Genomic DNA, 16,050 nt, shown 5'->3' with positions numbered 1-16,050 from the left:
GCGGTGATGCGCGAGCTCGCCCCGCAGGACCTGAAGCTCGACATCGACCAGTTCAGCCGCGAGGAGGCGGTGCGGGCCGCCCATTACCTCGCCTACGTGGTCGGCCAGGCCCATGGCCGGCAGATGGACGAGGCGGTCCGGGCGGCGTGGCGCGACGAGGTCACCCGGGGTTGGGACGGCGAGGCCCCGTCCTGGCTGTGGTCGAGCGTGGTCGAGCTCGCCGGCCGCCACGAGGTCGGCTACCTGCAGCATTGCCGCCGCTACGCCGAGAGGCGCGCCGCCTGAAGCCTCACCCCGGCTGGGAGCGCGGCCCCTCCCCGCGCAGGCTCGCCACCAGGGCGCGGGCGAGGTCGGCCTGCTCGAACGGCTTGGCGAGCCGCACGATGCCGGACAGCCCGGCCTCCGGGAGGTCGGCAAAGCCGCTCGCCAGGACGATCGGCAGGCCGGGCGCCTCGCTGCGGACCGCGTCGATCAGCCGGGCGCCGGTCATGCCCGGCATGACCTGGTCGGTGATCATCAGGTCGATGCGCCCGCCGGCCTCGCGCAGCAGGCGCAGGGCCTGCGCGCCGGAGGAGGCCTCCAGCACCGCGTGGCCGAGATCCTCCAGCATGGCCGCGGTGTTCATCAGCACGAGGGGATCGTCGTCCACCACCAGGACGGTCCTGGGCGCGAGCGCCGGGAGGTCCGGCCTCGGGGCGGCTTCCTCGCTGCGCCGGTGCTCCCCCTCGGCCACCGGCAGCCAGATCTCGGCGGTGGTGCCCTGGCCGGGCGCGCTTCTGAGCAGCAGGCGCCCGCCGGACTGCTCGGCGAAGCCGTGGATCATCGAGAGGCCGAGGCCCGTCCCCTTGCCGACGCCCTTGGTGGTGAAGAACGGCTCCGCCGCCTTGGCCAGCGTCGCCTCGTCCATCCCGGTGCCCGTATCGGTGACGGACAGGCAGACGTAGCGGCCGGCCGCGAGGCCCGGGACCGCGTCGGCCGCGATCCGCTCCTCCCGCGCCGCGATGGTGAGCGTGCCGCCCTCCGGCATCGCGTCCCGCGCGTTGACGGTCAGGTTGAGCAGGGCCAGCTCCAGCTGGGCCGCGTCGGCGAAGGCCGGGGCGAGCCGGAGCGGGAACCGGGTGTCGATGCGGATGCCGGGGCTGATCGAGCGCTGCAGCAGCTCGGCCATGCCGCGCACCAGCTCCGGCACGTCGATCGGCCCGGTGGTCAGTTCCTGGCGCCGGGCGAAGGCGAGCATGCGCTTGGTCAGGGTCGCGCCCCGCTCGGCGGCGTGGATGGAGTTCTCGATCAGCTGCCGGAGCTTGCGGTCGTCGGGCAGGCGCTTGAGGGCGAGCGTGAGGTTGCCCAGCACCACGGCCAGCAGGTTGTTGAAGTCGTGCGCCACCCCGCCGGTGAGCTGCCCGATCGCCTCCATCTTCTGGGACTGGATGAAGCGGGCCCGCGTCGCCTCCAGCTCCCGCTGCGCCTCGCGCCGCTCGGTGACGTCGCGGGTGATCTTGGCGAAGCCGATCAGCTCGCCGTGCTCGCCGCGGATCGGGTCGATGACGACGTGGGCCCGGAACTGCGAGCCGTCCTTGCGCACCCGCCAGCCCTCGGCCTCGAACCGGCCCTCCTCCGCGGCGGTCCGGAGCGCGCGGGCGGGCAGCCCGGAGGCCCGGTCCTCCTCGGTGTAGAACCGCGAGAAATGCTCGCCGACGATCTCCTCGTCGGTATAGCCCTTGAAGCGCTGCGCGCCCCGGTTCCAGCTCGTGACGTGGCCGCGCGGATCGAGCATGTAGATCGCGTAGTCCTGCACGCCCTGGATCAGCAGGCGGAAGCGCTGCTCGCTCTGCCGCAGGGCATCCTGCGTCGCCTTCCGCTCGCTCATGTCCCGGGTGATCTTGGCGTAGCCGATCAGCGTGCCGTCGTCGGCGTGGATCGGATCGATCAGCACGTGGGCCCACATCAGGCTGCCGTCCTTGCGGACGCGCCAGCCCTCCTGCTCGAAGCGCCCCTCCGTCGCGGCGATGTGCAGGGCGCGCGCCGGCAGGCCGGTCGCCCGGTCCTCGTCGGTGTAGAAGCGCGAGAAGTGCTGGCCGATGATCTCGCGGCTCGTATAGCCCTTGAAGCGTTCCGCGCCGCGGTTCCAACTCGCGACGTGGCCCTGTGCGTCCAGCATGTAGATCGCGTAGTCGACGATTGAATCGACCAGCAGGCGGTAGCGCTCCTCGCGATCGATGGCAGCTTCGAGCGCATTCTTGTCCGGCATCGGGTGTTCGGGGCGTGACGGGGAATCGGATCGAGCCTCGCTTTATACTCCCTGCCAGCATCCGGAAACCATCGGCTGCCGATCATGCAGGCCGACGCCGCGCGCAGGTCTCGAAGCCTGGATCGCTGCGGCGCGACCGTTTCCCACCGCGGATGGCCTTCCGCCGGGGCGAACGCCAAAGCGTGGCACGCCCTCGAACCGATGCACCCGTCGCACGTTGCCGACCGGACCGATCGAGATACTGCGATCCAGTATCTTGGAAGATCGTGCCCGAGCAGGGAGGGCGTCCGGGGTGAGGTGTCGATGCGAGCTGCAGACCGGAGGGTTCGCCCTCGCGCGGGGCCGCCGCGGCCATTCCGACCGTGTCCCGGCCGTGCCGACGCCGCACGATCCCGCCGGCGAGGGAGCGTTGCGCCCATGACGATGCCGACGAGCCCGTTCCTGGCCTCGACCCCCGACAGGGATGCGGCGTTGCTGGCCCTGGTCGAGGCGGTCCGCGCGACGGGTTACGCCTTCACCACGGTGACGCCGGCCACGCACGAGCGGGTGAACCGGCGGCCCGGCAGCGCCGAGGCGCGCGACCTGCGCGACATCCTCGGCTGGAGCCGGCCCTTCCGGCCCGACGTGATCCCGCGCGAGCTGTTCGACCTCATGCGGGAAGCTGGCGCGGCGGTTCCGGACGGCGCGCTGTGGCGGCCCACCCTGCGCCTGTCGAGCCTCGACGGCGAGCTGTTCCTGCACTCGGCCTATCCGCCGCTCGCCGCCGATTCGGTGTTCTTCGGCCCCGACACGCTGCGGTTCGTCCGTGCCGTCACCGCCCATCTGGGGGCCCGCGCCGCCCCGCTGCGCCACGTGGCCGATATCGGCTGCGGTTCCGGGGCCGCCGGGATCGTGGTCGCCAAGCGGGCGCCGGAGGCCGAAATCGCCCTCGTCGACATCAACGAGGCGGCGCTCCACGCCGCCAGCCTCAATGCCCGCGCGGCGGGCGTCACCTCGGCCACGGCCCGGCGCAGCGACCTCCTGGGACAGGTCGAGGGCGCGTTCGACCTGGTCGTCTCGAACCCGCCCTTCATGGTCGATGCCGCCGGGCGCGCCTACCGGGACGGAGGCGGCGTGCACGGCTCGGGGCTGTCCCTCGCGGTGGTCGAGGCGGCCACGCACCGGCTCGCCCCGGGTGGCTCGCTGGTCCTGTTCACCGGGACGGCCATCGTCGGCGGCCGGGACATGTTCCGGGCCGCCGCCTGCGAGCTGTGCGCCGATGCCGGGCTGGACTGGGCCTATGACGAGGTCGATCCGGACGTCTACGGCGAGGAGCTGGACGGTCCGGCCTATGCCGAGGCGGACCGCATCGCCCTCGCGGTCCTGACGGCGACGCGGCCGATCTGATGCGGGAGGCGAGCATGCCGAACACCGAGACCCGGGAGAGAGCCGCGTTCCTGCGCGACGCCCGCGCCGGCCTGGCGGCCCGGCCCCGGGCGCTGCCGGGCAAGTACCTGTGGGACGTCGAGGGCTCGACGCTGTTCGACCGGATCTGCGGCACGAGCGACTATTATCCGACCGGTCGCGAGATGACGCTCCTGCCCGGCGTGGCGGCGGAGGTCGCGGACCGGATCGGCGCCGGCGTCACGGTGGTGGAGTACGGCAGCGGCGCGAGCCGCAAGATCCGCACCCTGCTCGACGCGCTGGCGCGGCCCGCCCGCTACGTCGCGCTCGACATCTCTTGGGACTTCCTCAAGGCGGCGATCGACCGGCTCGCCCCGGACTATCCCGAGGTCGAGATGATCCCGGTCCACGCCGATTACTCGCAGCCGATCGCGCTGCCGGTCGATCTCTCGGGCGGGCCGGTGCTCGGCTTCTTTCCCGGCACCAGCATCAGCAACTTCTCGGGCCCGCAGGCGGTCGCCTTCATGGAGCGGGTCCGTGCCACGCTCGGGCCGAGCTGGTTCCTGATCGGCGTCGATCCGACCCGCGACGAGGAAAGGCTGCTGCGGGCCTATGGCGGCGCCGACGGGCTGATGGCGGCGCTCCACCTGAACCTGCTCGCGCGGGCGAACCGGGAGCTCGGCGCCACCTTCGACCTCGACGCCTTCCGGCACGAGGCGCGGGTGCTGCCGGAGCCCTTCCGGGTCGAGGCCCACCTGGTCGCGACGCGGGACACCGCGTGCCGGCTCGACGGCGAGACCTTCCGCTTCGCGGCCGGCGAGAGCATCCACACCGACAATTCCTACAAGTACGCGCCCGAGGCCTTCCAGGACATCGCGCGACGCAGCGGCTGGACCCCCGAGGCGGTGTGGCTGGACGCGCTCGGCGTGTTCAGCCTGCACCTGCTGCGCAGCGCCTGAGGCCGGAGGGGTGAGGCGGGCGCGACGTCCCCGGGGCTGCGCGGCGCGGCCCCGGACCGGCGACGGAGACGGTGATATTCGTGGAGTTCATCTGCCGTGAGTGAGCAAGATCCCATGTCGGCCATGCAGCGTATCGGCAGGCCGGCCTCGCTGTCCCGCATCGTTCCGCCACCCGGTCCCATGCCCCTGCCCCGGAACGACCAGGATCATCCGCGGGCCAAGGCCTTCCGGGCCTTCATCCGGCAGACGGACTTCCCGTGCGTCGGCGCCAAGGCGGCCCTGTCCCGGGGACGGATGCGCGTCCTCGTTGCCCGGTCGGTGACCTCGGCCTGGGACGACATGCGGATCTACCCGGCCCTGCTCGCCTTCGCGGCGCATTACCGGGCGCGGCCCGACACCTTCCAGAGCCTCGCCGTCGTGTTCGAGGATCCGGACACCTTGAGCGAGGCGGCGTTCGAGCGGCACCTGTGGCAGCGGCTCCAGTCGCTCGCCGACAAGGATGCCTGGCTCGGCCATCGCTGGGACGAGCGCGTGGCGGCCGATCCGGACAATCCGCACTTCTCCCTGAGCTTCGGGGGCGAGGCGTTCTTCGTCGTCGGGCTGCATCCCGGCGCCAGCCGGCCGGCGCGGCGCTTCTCCTCCCCCGCCCTGGTGTTCAATCCCCACCGGCAGTTCGAGCAGCTGCGCGAGGCCGGCCGCTACGAGACGCTGCGCGCCTCGATCGTGCAGCGGGACGTGGCGCTGGCGGGCTCCGCCAACCCGATGCTGGCGCGCCACGGCGAGGTCTCGGAGGCGCGCCAGTACAGCGGCCGGGCCGTCGACGAGGCGTGGCGCTGCCCGTTCCGGCCGCGCGCCGGCCGGGGAGGCACCGATGTGCGCTGAGGGCCGGCACGAGATCGCCCCGCGCTCCGGCGTCGCCTTCACCCTCGACAGGGGCGACCGCCTGACCGTGATCGACCCGCGCGGCGAGCAGGTGGCCGACCTCCTCGCCTTCAACCGGCACGACACGGACGAGGTTCTCTCCTCCGGGCGCACCCTCGACTATGCGAGCCGGATCTATCTGACGACGGGCGACCCGCTCTACTCGAACCGCTCGAACGTGCTCCTGCGGATCGTCGAGGACAGCGTGGGGCGCCACGACTTCCTGCTGACGCCCTGCTCGGCGGACACGTTCCGCATCATCTACGGCGACGCCGACCCGCATCGCGGCTGCTTCGGCAACCTCGCCGCGGCGCTCGCGCCCTACGGAATCGGGCCCGACCGCATCCCGGTCGCCTTCAACTGCTTCATGAACGTGCCGGTGGACGGGACGACCGGCACGTTCCACGTCGCCCCGCCCCTCAGCCGGGCCGGCGACCACATCACCTTCGAGGCGCAGGCCGACCTCATCATCGGCCTGACCGCCTGCTCCGCCCTGCAATCGAACAACGGCAGCTTCAAGCCGATCCATTACCGCATCGTGCGGGCCGGGAAGGCGGCCTAGCCTTCGCCCGGGCGGCGGGGACGCCAGGGCGCCATGCTGGCGAACACCCCGTCCCGGCGGATCAGCCCGTGCAGCAGGGCCGCGCCGACATGGGCGAGGATCACCCCGAACAGCGCGTAGGCGAGGATCGTGTGGAGCGAGCGCAGCCCGGCATAGAGCATCGGGCTCCGGGGCAGGATCGGCGGCAGCACGACCGGGCCGACGAGGGCGACGGGGTAGCGCGCCGCCGACAGCATGGCCCAGCCGACGAGCGGCATGGCGAGCATGAGCCCGTAGAGCGCGACGTGCGAGGCCTGCGCGGCCCGGCGCTGCCAGGCCGGCAGGTCCGCCGGCAGGGGCGGCGGCGGGTGGAGCCGGCGGTTGACGAGCCGCAGGAGAGCGAGGACCAGGATCAGGATGCCGAGCGGCCGGTGCAGCGCGACCAGGGCCCCGTAACCGGAGAGCGAGGTCACCATGCCGACGCCGATCAGCAGCATGGCGAGGATCAGGGCCGCCATGACCCAGTGGAGCAGGCGGGCGGGCCGGTTGAAGCGGGCGGACGGCATCAGCGGACCTCTCCACGGGACGGCGCACCGGCGACGGCGCTGGGGGGCTTCTCCTCGCCGGACCGGCGCGTGAAGGAGCGCGAATAGGCGGCCGAGCGGGCGCTCAGCAGGGGATCGTCGGAGGGGGCGATGCCGTCGGGCAGGACGAGCGGGTCGAAGTTGATGTCCCGGCAGTTGCCGGCCGCCTCGGGCGCCGTGCCGGTGAGGGTGAGCGTGCCCACATCGACGCTCTCGCGCTCCGCGGGCCATGGCCGGGTCGCGTCCGCGACCGGGTCGCCGGGCCCGGCCACGGTCACCAGCAGGTGCCAGCGCCGCGGCCCCTGGGCCAGCGTCGCGGCGAACGCGTCGAAGAGGTCGTTCCTGTCGCCCCGTGCAGCCGGGACGGTCTGCGCGGGCCCCTCCGGCACGACGGCCCAGCGCACCGCCCGGTCGCTGCCGTCGGCGGCGACGAACCGGAAGGCGTTGAGGCCCCAATAGGTGCTGTCGGCGAAGCCCGCGGTGATGGTGCGGGCCTTGATCACGGCGGCCGCCGTCGCGCTCTCCGGATGGGCCGCGGCGAAGGCCCTCATCCGTTCGGGATCGGGCTTGCCCGTCGCCGGATCGGGCTTGGCGGCGAGGAGCTGCTCGTAGAAGGCCTCCGGCGTGCGCACCGGGAAGACCGGGATGTTGTTCATGCCCGTGCGCCACTCCTCGCCATCCGGCAGCCGGAAACGCAGGGCGAGGCTGCGCACGGTGGCCTCGGCATCCGCCGCGTAGGGCTGGCCGCCGGCCAGCGCCACGCGGCCCTCCACGGGGGTCTCCCGCCCGTCAGCGAACAGGCCGGCCTTCGAGAGCCGGGCGCCCGCGCCGTTGCTCGCGAAGCGGCCCGCGACGCACAATCCCTTGGCGTGGTTGCGGCGGAAGCCCGGATGAGGGCCGTTCACCTCCTCGAACCGGTCGATGACCCGGGCCGGCGTGAGGGCGCCCGGCGACAGCCAGCCGCCGACATACGCGAAGGTGCCGGCGCTCCCGGCGAGGACCGCGCCGATGGCGGCGAGGCGCACCAGCAGGGTGCGGGCGGGCATTCCGGGAGGTGCCCCGATCAGGGTGTTCAGCAAGGCCATGGGCTGCCTTCAGGTGTTCGCCGCGGGCCTGCGGCGGATGTCGTTGCCGGGGGGCAGGACGGCCCTCGTCGATCGCCCCCGGGAGGCTGTCGCCGTGCCGGTCCGGCATCCGCGGCGCGACGAGGCGCATCGGATCGCCCACGATCGGCCTGCCGGCATGCGCGGACCTCCACGTGACGGACCTCCACGTGACGGACCTCCTCGCGAATCGTCGTCACACCGACAGGGATGCTTCTCCCGCCTTGTTATTCCATGAGGCGCGGAATTTTTTCATCCCTGCCGCGCCCCGCTACGGAGGCCCGGTCGCCCGTCCGCGAGGCCCGGCTCCGTCATGCCTCTCACCTTGGAGACGTCCTGGCACGATCACGTCGTGGCGGTGCGCATCACCCGTAGACTTCATCGTCCTTGCGGCAAGGTATCGACCTGCCGAACCGGAATGATAGAAAAGTGCCAAATAACACTCGGTCAGGTTTCATCATTTAAACATATGTAAATCGATTAAAATGGTAAGATAAATTTCAATCTTATCGCCCAGCCTGCGGCGGCACGCCCCTGACGATGCCGACATCTGGACGAATAATGGACGCGAGACGATTTCCGCCGAGAATCAGCACGACCCTCCAGATGCTGCTCGGGTCGATGACGGCACTCATGGCCGTGGCGGTCGGCACGCCGATCTACAGCGACGCGCAGAAGCTTCGGGAGAGCGCGCGGGCCGCGCAGGTGGCGGAGGCCGGATACGAGGTCTTCGCCGCGCTCCAGAACACCCGCACCCAGCGCGGCCCCACGCGGGTGGCGCTCGACGCCAGGCAGCCGGCCTCCGACGCGTTCCTCGACATGCTGGCCGCGGCGCGCCGGAAGGCCGATCCGGCCGCTGCGCGCGTCGTCGAACTCTGCCGTGAGATCGATTGCACGAGCGGCCGGCCCGAGATCGCGGCCGGCCTGCCCGGGAGCGTCGCGCGGTTCTCCGCCCTGCGCGGCGAGGCCGATGCGGCGCTCAAGGCTCCGCCGGAGCAGCGGCGCCCTGGCTTGAGCCGGGATTACAACGCCGCCGCCACCGACGTGATCGACCGGCTGGAGGCGATGTCGGTCGCCCTCGGCGAGACCATCCGCATGACCGACACCGCGACGGCCGAGCTGATGGCCGTGAAGCAGGCGGCCTGGCTCGCCCGCGACGGGCTCGGGCTGGAGCGCACGGCCCTGGCGGAGGTGCGCAGCCGCGGCGAGCTGACACCGGATCTCGACCGCCGGATGGCCGAGCTGCGCGGCCGTGCGCTCGTGAACTGGTCGGTGCTCAACGAGCTCCTGGCCCGGGCCGGGGCGCCCGCCGAGCTGGCGGCCCTGGCGGGCACCGCCCGGGAGGTGTCGTTCGGCGCCTACGAGCGGATCCGCAAGACCGCCTACGACGATGCGGCCGCGCGGCGTCCCTCCGGCATCGGCAACGACGAGCTCAACCGGCTCGGCAACCAGGGCCTCGACGCCCTGACGGCGATCGCGAACACGGCGATGCGCCTCGCCCGGCAGCACGCCGAGACGCGCCGTGCCGAGGCCGCGACGCGGCTCGCCGTCGAGATCGGCCTGCTCGCCGCCGCCCTGCTCCTCGCGCTGGCCGGGTTCGTGGTCGTGCGCTGGCGGGTGATCGGCCCGATCGGCCGCATGACCGGGATGATGCGCCGGCTGGCCGGCGGGGACCTCGACGCGCCGGTCGAGGGCGCGGACCGGCGCGACGAACTCGGCGAGATGGCGCAGGCCGTCCAGGTGTTCAAGGACGGCCTGATCCGGATGAAGCGGCTGGAGGCGGAGACGGCGCTCGCCCGTGCCTCGGCCGAGGAACAGCGCAAGGCGGCGACGCGCGAGCTGGCCGACCGCTTCGAGACCATGGTGGGCGGCGTCATCGGCCGTGTCACGGACGCCGCCACCGAGTTGCGGACCACTTCCCAGAGCATGGCCGGCATCGCCGCCGAGACGGCGTCGCAATCCACCACCGTCGCGGCCGCGGCGGACCAGGCGGCGACGAATGTCGGCACGGTGGCGGCGGCGGCCGAGGAGCTGGGTGCCTCGGTGCAGGAAATCGCACGGCAGGTGCAGGGCTCGGCCGAGTTGGCCCGGACGGCGGCCGCGGAGGCGTCCGGGACGACGGAGCTGGTGCGGGAGCTGAGCGCGGCGGCCGCCAAGATCGGCGACGTGGTCGCGATGATCTCGACGATTGCCGGCCAGACCAACCTGCTGGCTCTCAACGCCACCATCGAGGCCGCCCGCGCGGGTGCGGCGGGGCGCGGCTTCGCGGTCGTCGCCGCCGAGGTGAAGGAGCTGGCGACCCAGACGGCGCGGGCGACCGAGGAGATCACCGGGCAGATCGGGCGCATCCAGGGCTCGACCGGCCAAGCCGTCTCGGCCATCGGCGGCATCGCGGCCCGCATCGGCGAGATCAGCGCCGTGGCGACCTCGATCGCCGCGGCGGTGGAGCAGCAGGGGGCGGCCACCCAGGAGATCGTCCGCAACGTGGCGCAGGCGGCCGTCGGCACGAGCGAGGTCACCGGCAACATCGCGGGCGTGGCGGGCGCGGCGGAGGAGACGGGCGCGGCGGCGAGCCAGGTCCTGGCCTCGACCGCGGCGCTGTCGCATCAGGCCGAGCACCTCTCGGCCGAGGTCTCGCGCTTCCTGGCGACGATCCGGGCGGCCTGAGGCTCTCTCGCGCGGCAGGGATGTCCGGCCTGCCCGGACATCCCTGCCGCGCCGGGTTCTACTCCACCAGCGCCCCGTAGATCAGGTTCTTGAACAGGAAGCGCGTGTGCTGGCGCGTGCTCGGGCCGGCGGCCAGGAAGATGCCGACGATCCCCTCCTTGCGGTCGACCGTGAAGCTGGTGCCGCCGGCGCCCGCCCACATCGCGTCGCCCTTCGAGCCGGGAACCCAGGCGCCGCCCTCGTCGAGCCGCACGCCCCAGCCGAGACCGAAGCCGTAGCCGGGGCCGGTGGTCGGGGTCGGCGCGCCGTCGAGGCCCTGGATGTGGTTCGACAGCATGAACTCGACCGATTCGCGCGACAGGATCCGCACCCCGTCCAGCGCGCCGCCATTCGCCACCATCTGGGCGAAGCGGAAGTAATCCTCGGCCGTGATGACCGCGCCGGCCCCGCCATGGACGTAGCGCTTGGCCGGGTCCTGCTCGCTGCGCGCGAGCTTCCAGAGGTCGGCCTTGAGCGGATCGGCGTCGTAGGCGTCGGCGAACCGGGCGGCCTGGTCCGGCCGGAGCTGGAAGCTCGTCTGCGTCATGCCGAGGGGCTTGAACAGCACCTCGTCGAGGACGAGGTCGAGGCGCTTGCCCGCCACCTTCTCGACGACGAGGCCGAGGACGTCGGTGGCCACCGAGTATTCCCAGCGCGTGCCCGGCTCGTAGGCGAGCGGGATCGCGGCCAGGCGCTTGACGAACTCCTCGTTCGAGAGGTCCGAGTTCAGGCTCTCGACATCGGCCTTCTCGTAGGCCTCCCTCATCTCCGGGAAGGGCGCCGATCCCCCATAGGTGAAGCCCGCCGTATGGCGGAACAGGTCCCAGACCAGGATCGGGCGCTTGGCCGGCACGGCGACGCGGCTCGTCCGCCCGCGCTCGTCGCGCACCTCGCTGTAGACTTTCATGTCCTTGAACTCGGGGAAGTACTGCGCGAGCGGATCGCGCAGGCCGAGCCGGCCCTGCTCCATCAGCGCCATCGCGGCGACGGCCGTGAAGGGCTTCGTCATCGAGAAGCCGCGAAACACCGCGTCGCGGGTCATCGGCTTCGTCTTGGCGGAATCGAGGAAGCCGTGCGCCTCGAAATGCACGATCTTGCCGTTGCGGGCGATCAGCGTCACCGCGCCGGGGACCGTGCCCTTCTCGATCTCCCGTTGCATCGCCGGCGCGATGCGCGCCAGGCGATCGGTCGCGAGGCCCTCCTGGACCGGCGGCCCGTCTGCGGCGAGCGACGCGCCCGCCCACAGCACGGCCGCAACCGACCAAGACAGAGCGCGTTTCGCGTTCCGAACCATCCGATCCTCCCGATTTTCCGGCAGCATAGAGCGGGCGAGGCCGGCAAGCCAGACAGGTGAGCCGCCTCGAGGACGATCGCCATCCCATCCCGTCGCGAGGGGCATGCCGCGACCTCGACGGGCCATTGCAGCAGGAGAGCCGATCCATGCAGGACGACGCGACCGGGCGGACCCTCACGGTCCACGAGCCCCGGGCGGTGCCGTGGCTCAGCGTCGCGCTGGCCTCCCTCCCGATGCTGCCCTTCGTGGCCGGCGCGGTCGCGGCGTGGACAATGGGGGGCGAGCCCGGCCAGGCGGCCGCCGCGGCGACGCTCCTGTGGGCCTGCGCGATCCTGCTGTTCTTCTCCGGGGTCCGGCGCGGGGTCAGCTTCCGCACCGAGGGCGGCGCGACGGTCGCGCAGATCGCCACGATGACGGGATTGTTCGCCCTCGGCTTCGCAGCCCTGCTGGCGGTGGCGCTCGGCCGCGCGGGCGCTTCCGCCGCGCTCCTGATCGTCGGCTACGGCCTCGTCGCCATCCTCGACCCGGTCGCCGCCCGGCGCGGCGAGGCGCCCCTGTTCTTCGCGCGCCTGCGCCCAGTCCAGATGCCGGTGGCGGTCGCGAGCCTCGTGGCGCTGCTGATTCTCGCCGCGCGCGCCTGAGCCCCGTCACTCGACCGTGTTCGGCGCCACGACGTTGCCGGTGCCGTGATCGGCGTTGTCGATGCTGCTGCCGAACGGGTAGCCGGCATCCTCGCCGCAGGTCAGCCGCCAGCCGTTGCGGGAATTCACCACGATCGGCGCGGCCTGGAAGAAGCCGCTGGTGCGGAAGAGATTTCCGGTGATCACGTTGTCGGAGGGGGTCTGGTGGCGCACCGTGCCGCCCTCGCCGCAATTCCGGTAGAGGCGCAAGGCCCCCTGGCCGCGCAGGGTGAAGCGGTTGCCGGTGATGCGGTTGCGCGCCGAGCCGTCGACCGCGACGGCCTCGCGCGCCGTCTCGGTCTCGAAGTCGTTGTCCGCGATGCGGTTCTCGGCGCTCTCGGCATCGAGGTAGAGCGCCGTCGAGACCGAGCGGCCGGCGAGCCGCGAGCCGCGCAGGGTGACCTTCGTGACGCCGGGCCCGAGATAGAGCGGGATCGGCCCGGCGGCGACGATGGTGGTGCCGGTGATCGTCACGTCCGTGGGCGCGGCGGCCTGCGCCCGCGCGGTGTGGCCGAGGCTGTGCGAGGAATCGCGCAGGATCGGCCCCTGCCCGTTCTCGCCCATGCCCCAGATCCGGACATGGCCGTACACCGTGCAGTCGCGGATGCGGATGCCGGAGGGGCGGTCCCAGGTCTCGCCCGGAGTCTCGCCCGGACGGGACGGGGGCCGGGAGCGGATCGCGATCGTGTAGGCGCCCAGATGTGCCGGCTCGCCCGGGCGGCCGAGGGTGGCGCCGGCGCAATCGAGGGTGAGGCCGGAGGCCGCCGCGCCCTCGATCACGATCCGTCTGAGCACCCGGTCGCCGGGCGACAGGCGCAAGGAGCAGGTGAGCCGGACCTCCTCCTCGCCGGCCGTCCGCGGCGGCGCGAGCAGGCGCGCACGGATACCCGCCTCGCAAGGATCGGCCGCGACCATCCGCACCAGGGCAGGCGGATCGGGCGGCATCGTCAGCGTCAACGGCATCGTGGTGCCCACGCGGAAACGGGCGGGACGCCGGAGGCCCCGCCCGTTTCCGGGATCACGAAATGTCGTACGGCAGCGGCGGCGCTTACCAGCGCCCGCTGCCGGCGGAGTGCATGCTGCGCTCGACGGCGGCGAGGGCGCTGGCCTCGGCCTTGGCTTCCGTCGGATGCGGGCGATCGGAGCGCTCGATCAGCTTGCCGTTCCGGCGGATGGCCCACTGGAACTGCCCGGCCGGCTTCGTGATGGGGGAAATTTCGATGGTGTAGGGAGTGGAAGTGTTATCTGCCATGCCGACCATATAGGGGCTGCGCGGGTGTCTTTCCACCCCGTCCGGGCAAGTGATGCAGGCCGAGCGATGCGGCCTGGTCATGCGTCCAAGCTGGTCATGCGTCCAAGTCATGCGCGCATCGGGGCAACGGGGCTCCATGGCGATACGATCTTCGCATCGCCGGGCGGCCGGCCTGGCGGTATTCGGGAGAAAGCCCGGCCCGAGGAGGCGCCCGTGGACCAGACCGATCACGTGCTGATCGTCGACGACGACCGCGAGATTCGCGACCTGGTGTCGGGCTATCTCGGGAAGAACGGCCTGCGGGTGAGCGTGGCCGCCGACGGGCGGCAGATGCGCGCCTTCCTCGATACCGGCCGGGTCGACCTCGTGGTGCTCGACATCATGATGCCGGGCGATGACGGCCTGGTCCTGTGCCGGGAGCTGCGGGTGGGCAAGCACAGGGCGATCCCGGTGCTGATGCTGACCGCGCGCAGCGACGAGACCGACCGGATCGTCGGGCTGGAGATGGGCGCCGACGACTACCTGGTGAAGCCGTTCGCGGCGCGCGAACTGCTCGCCCGGATCAAGGCCGTGCTCCGCCGCACCCGGATGCTTCCGCCCAACCTCCAGGTGACCGAGGCCGCCCGCCTCCTCGCCTTCGGCGCCTGGCGGCTCGACACGACGACCCGCCACCTGATCGACGGGAGCGGAACCGTCGTGCCGCTCAGCGGCGCCGAGTACCGGCTGCTGCGCGTGCTGCTCGACCATCCCCAGCGCGTCCTCTCGCGCGACCAGCTCCTGAACCTCACGCAGGGCCGCGAGGCCGAGCTGTTCGATCGCTCGATCGACCTCCTGGTCAGCCGCCTGCGCCAGCGCCTGAGGGACGATGCGCGGGAGCCCGCCTACATCAAGACGGTGCGCAGCGAGGGCTACGTCTTCGCCATGCCCATCGCCATCGCGCAGGCGCGCGACGAATGGCCGATCGATCCCGCACGGGCGCAGGAGGGATGAGGCACTTGGGGATGAGGCACTTGGGGATGAGGCGCTCGGGGATGAGGCGCTCGGGGATGAGGCGCTTGAGGCCCGGGGGCCTGGGGGGCCGGCTCTTCCTGATCCTGGCCTTGGGCCTCCTCGGCACGCAGGCGCTCGCCGCCCTCGTCATGGTGCTGGAGCGGGACCAGTCGGCGCGGGCGGTCATGCTGACGACGCTCCAGCGCGACGTCGCCGTCGCGGTCGCCCTGCTCGACCGGCTGCCGCCCGACGAACGGGCCGCCTGGCTGCTGCTCCTCGACCGGCCGACCTATCGCTTCGAGCTCGGCGCCGGCCCGCCGGGGGCGCCGGCGCTCTCGCCCCGGGCCGAGATGATCGCCGACGAGATCCGCCGCGCGCTCCGGCCGCGCTTCCCCGTGCGGTTCGACGCCGTCGTCGACCCGACCGAGCGGTTGCAGGCCCATCTCGTGCTGGCGGATGGCACGGGCCTGACCATCGAAGTGCGGCCGACGGCGCGTCCGGTCGCCGCGTGGCTGCCGGCGGCGCTGGCGGTGCAACTCCTCGTCCTCATGGCCTGCATCGGGCTCGCCGTGCGGCTGGCCCTGCGGCCGCTGACCCGGTTCGCCGAGGCCGTCGACCGGATCGAGCCCGGCCGGCCGGCGGCCCGCTTCACGGAGACCGGGCCGGACGAGGTCGTGCGGACCGCCAAGGCCTTCAACGCGATGCAGGACCGCATCGCCCGCCACCTCGACGAGCGCCTGCGCATCCTCGCGGCGATCTCCCACGACCTCCAGACGCCGATCACCCGGATGCGGCTGCGGGTGGAGACGGGCATCCAGGGCCCCGAGCAGGACAGGCTGCTGGCGGATCTCGACGCGGTCGAGGCGCTGGTACGCGAGGGCATCGCCTATGCCCGCAGCGTCCACGGCGCCGTCGAGGCGCCGGTCCGCCTCGATCTGCGGGCCTTCATCGAGAGCCTCGTCTTCGACTACTGGGATACCGGGCGGGACGTGACGATCGCCGCCCTGCCGGACGTCACGCCGACGACCCGTCCGCGCGCCCTGCGGCGCATCCTCGCCAACCTGATCGACAACGCGCTGCGCTATGCCGGGCGGGTGGAGCTCGACGTGCAGGAGGCCGAGGGCCGGATCGTCATCGCGGTCCTGGATCGCGGCCCGGGCATCCCGGCGGACCAGCTCGAGGCCGTGCTGCTCCCCTTCGTGCGGCTGGAGGAATCCCGCAGCCGCGACACCGGCGGCACCGGCCTCGGCCTCGCCATCGCCGACCAGCTCGCCGCCGCGATCGGCGGCCGGCTCTCCCTGCGAAACCGCGCCGGCGGCGGGCTGGAGGCCAGGCTGACCCTCGCCTGACGCGACCCGGAGAGGGTCGCGCTCCGCTTCGTATCCGTTT

General features: G+C 72.5%; 15 protein-coding genes. 9 read left to right on the top strand and 6 right to left on the bottom strand.

Going from position 1 to position 16,050, the window contains the following annotated elements; all coding sequences use genetic code 11:
- A partial coding sequence (locus VQ03_RS08010; protein WP_157064010.1) for a DUF2252 family protein occupies positions 1 to 285 on the top strand: 285 nt, incomplete at its 5' end.
- Positions 286 to 289: 4 nt separating this feature from the next.
- On the opposite strand, the gene VQ03_RS08005 is transcribed toward VQ03_RS08010, so the two are convergent.
- Positions 290 to 2,248, bottom strand: a complete 1,959-nt coding sequence (locus VQ03_RS08005) for a hybrid sensor histidine kinase/response regulator (protein WP_048450348.1) — start codon at positions 2,246 to 2,248, stop codon at positions 290 to 292.
- Between the two features lie 417 nt (positions 2,249 to 2,665).
- Here VQ03_RS08005 and VQ03_RS08000 point away from each other — a divergent pair, with 417 nt between their 5' ends.
- The 4 genes from VQ03_RS08000 to VQ03_RS07985 all read left to right on the top strand — a co-directional run bounded on the left by VQ03_RS08000 (position 2,666) and on the right by VQ03_RS07985 (position 6,073).
- The gene (locus VQ03_RS08000; protein WP_048450347.1) at positions 2,666 to 3,634 is read left to right on the top strand and encodes a methyltransferase; all 969 of its coding nucleotides are present in this window, start codon (positions 2,666 to 2,668) and stop codon (positions 3,632 to 3,634) included.
- A gap of 14 nt (positions 3,635 to 3,648) precedes the next feature.
- Positions 3,649 to 4,590 (top strand): L-histidine N(alpha)-methyltransferase, encoded by a 942-nt coding sequence (gene egtD / locus VQ03_RS07995; RefSeq protein ID WP_245292006.1) that lies wholly within the window; start codon positions 3,649 to 3,651, stop codon positions 4,588 to 4,590.
- Positions 4,591 to 4,770: 180 nt separating this feature from the next.
- Positions 4,771 to 5,472: a guanitoxin biosynthesis heme-dependent pre-guanitoxin N-hydroxylase GntA gene (gntA, locus tag VQ03_RS07990; RefSeq protein ID WP_048450357.1), complete on the top strand. Its 702-nt coding sequence runs from the start codon at positions 4,771 to 4,773 to the stop codon at positions 5,470 to 5,472.
- Positions 5,462 to 6,073 (top strand): DUF1989 domain-containing protein, encoded by a 612-nt coding sequence (locus VQ03_RS07985; RefSeq protein ID WP_048450345.1) that lies wholly within the window; start codon positions 5,462 to 5,464, stop codon positions 6,071 to 6,073. The genes gntA and VQ03_RS07985 overlap by 11 nt, the downstream gene beginning before the upstream one ends.
- Here VQ03_RS07985 and VQ03_RS07980 read toward each other — a convergent pair.
- Together VQ03_RS07980 and VQ03_RS07975 are read right to left on the bottom strand one after the other, a co-directional pair.
- Positions 6,070 to 6,621: a cytochrome b gene (locus VQ03_RS07980; protein WP_157064012.1), complete on the bottom strand. Its 552-nt coding sequence runs from the start codon at positions 6,619 to 6,621 to the stop codon at positions 6,070 to 6,072. The two genes, VQ03_RS07985 and VQ03_RS07980, sit on opposite strands and share 4 nt — an antisense overlap.
- Entirely contained in the window at positions 6,618 to 7,721 is a 1,104-nt protein-coding gene (locus VQ03_RS07975) for a catalase family peroxidase (RefSeq protein ID WP_048450343.1), read from the bottom strand. The genes VQ03_RS07980 and VQ03_RS07975 overlap by 4 nt, the downstream gene beginning before the upstream one ends.
- Positions 7,722 to 8,345: 624 nt before the next feature.
- Between VQ03_RS07975 and VQ03_RS30915 the strand changes: the two genes are divergently transcribed.
- Positions 8,346 to 10,406 (top strand): methyl-accepting chemotaxis protein, encoded by a 2,061-nt coding sequence (locus VQ03_RS30915; RefSeq protein ID WP_245292005.1) that lies wholly within the window; start codon positions 8,346 to 8,348, stop codon positions 10,404 to 10,406.
- A gap of 58 nt (positions 10,407 to 10,464) precedes the next feature.
- Here the strand turns inward: VQ03_RS30915 and VQ03_RS07965 are convergent, their stop codons facing one another.
- On the bottom strand, positions 10,465 to 11,694 hold the full coding sequence (locus tag VQ03_RS07965; RefSeq protein ID WP_245292004.1) for a serine hydrolase domain-containing protein: 1,230 nt from the start codon (positions 11,692 to 11,694) through the stop codon (positions 10,465 to 10,467).
- A gap of 191 nt (positions 11,695 to 11,885) precedes the next feature.
- Between VQ03_RS07965 and VQ03_RS07960 the strand changes: the two genes are divergently transcribed.
- Entirely contained in the window at positions 11,886 to 12,380 is a 495-nt protein-coding gene (locus tag VQ03_RS07960; RefSeq protein WP_048450340.1) for a DUF3429 domain-containing protein, read from the top strand.
- A gap of 6 nt (positions 12,381 to 12,386) precedes the next feature.
- Here the strand turns inward: VQ03_RS07960 and VQ03_RS07955 are convergent, their stop codons facing one another.
- Together VQ03_RS07955 and VQ03_RS35250 are read right to left on the bottom strand one after the other, a co-directional pair.
- A complete protein-coding gene (locus VQ03_RS07955; protein WP_208605486.1) occupies positions 12,387 to 13,382 on the bottom strand; it encodes a right-handed parallel beta-helix repeat-containing protein in 996 nt (331 codons plus the stop codon).
- Positions 13,383 to 13,467: 85 nt separating this feature from the next.
- Positions 13,468 to 13,782 (bottom strand): hypothetical protein, encoded by a 315-nt coding sequence (locus tag VQ03_RS35250; RefSeq protein ID WP_425350038.1) that lies wholly within the window; start codon positions 13,780 to 13,782, stop codon positions 13,468 to 13,470.
- A gap of 102 nt (positions 13,783 to 13,884) precedes the next feature.
- On the opposite strand from VQ03_RS35250, the gene VQ03_RS07945 reads away from it, so the two are divergent.
- Together VQ03_RS07945 and VQ03_RS07940 are read left to right on the top strand one after the other, a co-directional pair.
- Positions 13,885 to 14,661 (top strand): response regulator, encoded by a 777-nt coding sequence (locus VQ03_RS07945; protein ID WP_048450339.1) that lies wholly within the window; start codon positions 13,885 to 13,887, stop codon positions 14,659 to 14,661.
- A 56-nt stretch (positions 14,662 to 14,717) separates the two neighbouring features.
- On the top strand, positions 14,718 to 16,010 hold the full coding sequence (locus tag VQ03_RS07940) for a HAMP domain-containing sensor histidine kinase (protein WP_245292003.1): 1,293 nt from the start codon (positions 14,718 to 14,720) through the stop codon (positions 16,008 to 16,010).
- The last annotated feature ends 40 nt before the right edge of the window (positions 16,011 to 16,050 follow it).

The organism is Methylobacterium tarhaniae, from assembly GCF_001043955.1.
GTDB lineage: Bacteria > Pseudomonadota > Alphaproteobacteria > Rhizobiales > Beijerinckiaceae > Methylobacterium > Methylobacterium tarhaniae.
This window is presented reverse-complemented; position numbering and strand designations above follow the sequence as displayed.